Annotated in this window: 3 protein-coding genes; all 3 read right to left on the bottom strand. The window is 71.6% G+C overall.

Annotated features, from left to right (window positions below; all coding sequences use genetic code 11):
* Positions 1–106 precede the first annotated feature (106 nt).
* The gene (locus B7767_RS21795; RefSeq protein WP_085573688.1) at positions 107–2,248 is read right to left on the bottom strand and encodes a bifunctional diguanylate cyclase/phosphodiesterase; all 2,142 of its coding nucleotides are present in this window, start codon (positions 2,246–2,248) and stop codon (positions 107–109) included.
* Positions 2,245–3,057 (bottom strand): SAM-dependent methyltransferase, encoded by an 813-nt coding sequence (locus tag B7767_RS21790; RefSeq protein ID WP_085573687.1) that lies wholly within the window; start codon positions 3,055–3,057, stop codon positions 2,245–2,247. Before B7767_RS21790 ends, B7767_RS21795 begins: the two co-directional genes overlap by 4 nt.
* Before the next feature lie 326 nt (positions 3,058–3,383).
* Positions 3,384–4,117, bottom strand: a 734-nt coding sequence (locus tag B7767_RS21785; protein ID WP_085573686.1) for an SCO0930 family lipoprotein, incomplete at its 5' end; no start/stop codon positions are given.

Raw genomic sequence — 4,117 nt, 5'->3', positions numbered from 1 at the left:
CCCAGGGGCGCGGGGCAGGCACATGCGCGGCTCCGCCGCGTGGGCGCGACAGGCCACGACCGGCCCGCGGCCACCGGACGGCCCGCGCCCCCGAGCCACTGGGCGGCTAGCCCGTCGCGTCGACGAGGGCCAGCTCGTGGAGACGGTCCGGCGGCCCCGGCCGGGCGTAGTACCAGCCCTGCGCCGTGTCACAGCCGAGGACGCGCAACTGCTCGGCCTGCGCTCCCGTCTCCACGCCCTCCACCGTGACCGCGAGGTCGAGGCTGTGGGCCAGGGATACGATCCCCTCGACGATCTTCAGGTCGACGGGGTCGGCCGGGAACCGCTGCATGCTCTGGGTGAAGGAACGGTCCAGCTTCAGGACGCTCACCGGGAGCCGGCGCAGGTTGGCCAGGTTGGAGTAGCCGGTGCCGAAGTCGTCCAGCGCGATGTCGACGCCCATCTCCGCCAGCCGGCGCAGCGGCTTCAGCAGGTCGTCGTCCGCGCCGATCAGCGCCGACTCGGTCACCTCCAGGCACAGCGCGTCCGGCGTCATCCCCGTGCGCTCCAGGATCTCCACCGTGTCCTGGACCAGCCCGGGATGCGTGAGCTGGCAGGGCGACAGGTTCACGTTGATGCGCAGCGGGCCGAGCGCCTCTCCCCCGTGCCGGTCCCGCCACTCACGGGCCTGGCGCACCGACTGCTCCAGCACCCAGCGGCCCAGCGGAACGATCAGCCCCGTGTGCTCGGCGAGCGGGATGAACCGGTCCGGGGACAGCACCCCGTGCTGCGGGTGCAGCCAGCGCACCAGCGCCTCCGCGCCCCGCACACTGCCGTCGCCGAGGTGCACCAGCGGCTGGTACTCGATGAAGAACTCGCCCCGGTCCAGGGCCGTCGGCAGCGCCGTGGTGAGCCCGTGCCGGGTGATGGCGCGGGCGTCCGCCTCCGGGTCGGCGAGCTCGAACCGGTTGCCGCCCGCCGACTTGGCCCGGTACATGGTGATGTCGGCGCTGCGCAGCACCTCCGCCGCGCTGCGTTCCCCGGCCGGTCCCTCGACGATGCCGATGCTGCCGCGCACGGTCAGCTCCCGGCCGTCCACACTGATCGGGGCGAGCAGCGCGTTCATGATGCGGGCGGCGAGCTCGTCGACGGTGCGCTCGGTGCCGGGGCCGGTGGTCAGCGCCACGAACTCGTCGCCGCCGAGCCGGGCCACCATCTCGCCGGACGCGGTGGCGCAGGCCTGCAGCCGGTCGGCGACCTCGACGAGCAGCCGGTCGCCGGCCGCGTGCCCGAGGCTGTCGTTGACGGTCTTGAAGCCGTCCAGGTCGAGGTAGCACAGCCCGAACCGCTGGCCCTCGCCGGCGCCGAGCGCCTTCTCCAGCCGCTCGAAGAAGAACGCCCGGTTGGGCAGCCCGGTGAGCGCGTCGTGGGTGGCCTCGTACCGCAGCCGGAGGTTGAGCAGCCGCCGCTCGGTGGTGTCCTCCATGAGGGCGAGCTGGTACTGCGGGTCGCCGTCGGCGTCACGCAGCAGGGACACCGTCAGATTGGTCCACAGGACCGTTCCGTCCGGGCGGTAGAACGCCTTTTCGAGGTGGTAGTGCTCACGCTCACCGCTCACCAGCTCGTCGTAGAGCCGCCAGGTCTGCGGGGCGTCGTCGGGGTGGACCCACTCCTTGACGTTGCGACCGCGCAGGGCCTGCTCGGTCAGGCCGAACATGCGCCGCAGCGCGCCGTTGACCTGGAGGATGTTGCCCTCCAGGTCGGCGATGCCGATCCCTATGGCCGCGCCCTCGAACACCGCCCGGAACCGGGCCTCGGTAGCGTGCAGCGCCTGCGCCACCACCCCCTGGGCCTCCAGCGCGGCCCGCGCGACGGCCTCCTGCTCGGCCAGCGTCCGTTCGCGCAGCGCCTGCGCGAACCCGGCGGCCATGGCGTGCTGGAGCCTCGCGGAGCGCGCCCGCAGGTCCTCCCGGTCACCGCCCTCGCCGCAGTACAGGACGAGATAGGCGTCCACGCAGTCCAGGGTCCGGCTGAGCGCCTCCGGGTCGGTGCAGTGCGCCTCCACCAGCGCGGCACCGGCCGCCCGGCCCGCGTCCGCGTCGAACGACCGGGCCCGCAGCGCCTCGCTCAGCAGCCGGGCCAGCGGCAGCAGCCGCTCCTCGAACTCCGGGCGGGTCGACGACGTCGAGGTCACCGGGAAGACCGCCCGGCTCCAGATCGTCGCGAACCGGCGCAGTCTGTCCTCCGGCCCGTCCGGCTCCGCGCTCACGCCGTACGCCCCACGCCCGCGAAACCGGAGAACGCGTAGGGATCCTCGTCCTCCGGTGCGGTGTCCGGCCGCCACTGCGGCATCGGCACCAGTCCGGGTTCCACCATGTCGTACCCCTCGAAGAACCGCGCGACCTCGTCGCGCGTGCGCATGATCAGCGGGTTGCGAATGTCCTGGTACACGTCCACCGCCCCCTCGGCCCGCTCCGCCGGCAGCGGGATCCCCTCGTACGAGGCATGGGTGAGCACGAGCATGCTGCCGGGCGCGAGGGCCTGGCGCAGTTCGGCCACCGCCGCGTACGGGTCGTCCGCGTCTTCCACGAAGTGCAGTATGGCAACGAGGAGCAGCGCCACCGGCCGATTCAGGTCGATCAGCCGCAGCACTTCGGGACTGTCGAGGATCTCCCGCGGCTTCCGGAGGTCCGCGGCGACGACGCCCGCGCCCTCGTCGCCCTCCAGAACGGCCTGACCGTGCGCCACGGCCACCGGGTCGTGGTCGACGTACACCACGCGGGCGTCCGGTACGGCCGCCCGCGCCACCTCGTGGACGTTGCCGAACGTCGGGATGCCGGAACCGATGTCCAGGAACTGGGTGATGCCCTCACCGGCCGCGAAACGCACCGCCCGCCGCATGAAGGCACGGTTCGCCTGCATGATCTTGGGCAGGCCCGGCATGAACTCCATGGCCTTGCGGGCCGCTTCCCGGTCGACCTCGAAGTTGTGCGAACCGCCCAGGTAGTAGTCGTACATCCGGGAGACGCTGGGCACCGAGATGTCGATGCTCCGCGGGGCCCAGGCGGGACGCTCCATGTATCTCTCCAAGGCGTAGGCGATCCGGTGTTCGAGCAGAGGCTACTGATCGCCCGGCAAAGGAGCGACCCCAAACGGAAATTGACCATCCGTTACCGGTCACTGCCAGTGGCACGTGCCTATTCGGCGCCCCGCGGAAGCGTGACGACATGTGCCCACGGCATTCCGGAGAGTTCCGTCACGCCGAGAAGTACGCGGAGAAGGGTGCCGATAATTCCACGGGTGCCGGTGAATCACGGCAAAACGGTCCGCCCCTCCGCGGACTGCGGAGGGGCGGACGCGGGGCCGGCGACGTCCGGAGCGGACGACACCCTTGGGGGAGGTTGCTACTTCTCCGACGCGCCGACCGGCTTTCCGTCGGGCCGTACGGCGTACCAGGTGCCGCCGACGCCCTGACCGTTGGTGTCGCCGGGAGCCTTGTCACCGGCGAAGGTGTAGATGGGCCAGCAGTTGATCGTCTGCTGGTCGGCGCCGTCCGGGCGGGTGAAGGTCATGTAGCCCTTCTCCTGGATGCCCTTGGTGTCCTCGAAGTCGACCGGCGACACCACCGGCCACTTCTCCAGGCAGGCGCCGGTGCAGGCCGACACGGGTTTCGGCCACGCCTCGTCCTTCATGAAGCGGTAGACGGTCATGCCGTTCCCGTCGACGACGATCTCGCCCAGCTTCGCGTCCTCACGGGTGGACAGTCCGGGCCGGTCGGCCGCCTGGGCCTTCTTGCCCTGGGGGTTCAGCGCGTACCACTTGCCGCCCACGCCCTGGCCCTTGACGTCGCCGGCGTTGACGTCCTTGACGTAGCGGTAGGCCGGCCAGCCGGCGACGGTGAGCTGCTTGGTGCCGTCGGCCCGGTCGACCGATCCGAGCAGCGCCTTGTCGATGCCCTCGCCGGCCGTGGCGTCCTCGGCGGGCACCGGCGGCCAGGTCTTGGCGCAGTCGTCCTCGCAGTTGGAGGCCGGCGGCTCGGCGGTGTCCTGGTCGAAGCGGTACAGGGTCAGACCGAGGCTGTCGGTCACCACCTTGCCCAGTTCGGCGTCGGTGGAGACGTTCAGCTCGCCCGCCGTGT

It is taken from the genome of Streptomyces sp. 13-12-16, assembly GCF_002114215.1.
Taxonomy (GTDB): domain Bacteria; phylum Actinomycetota; class Actinomycetes; order Streptomycetales; family Streptomycetaceae; genus Streptomyces.
This window is presented reverse-complemented; position numbering and strand designations above follow the sequence as displayed.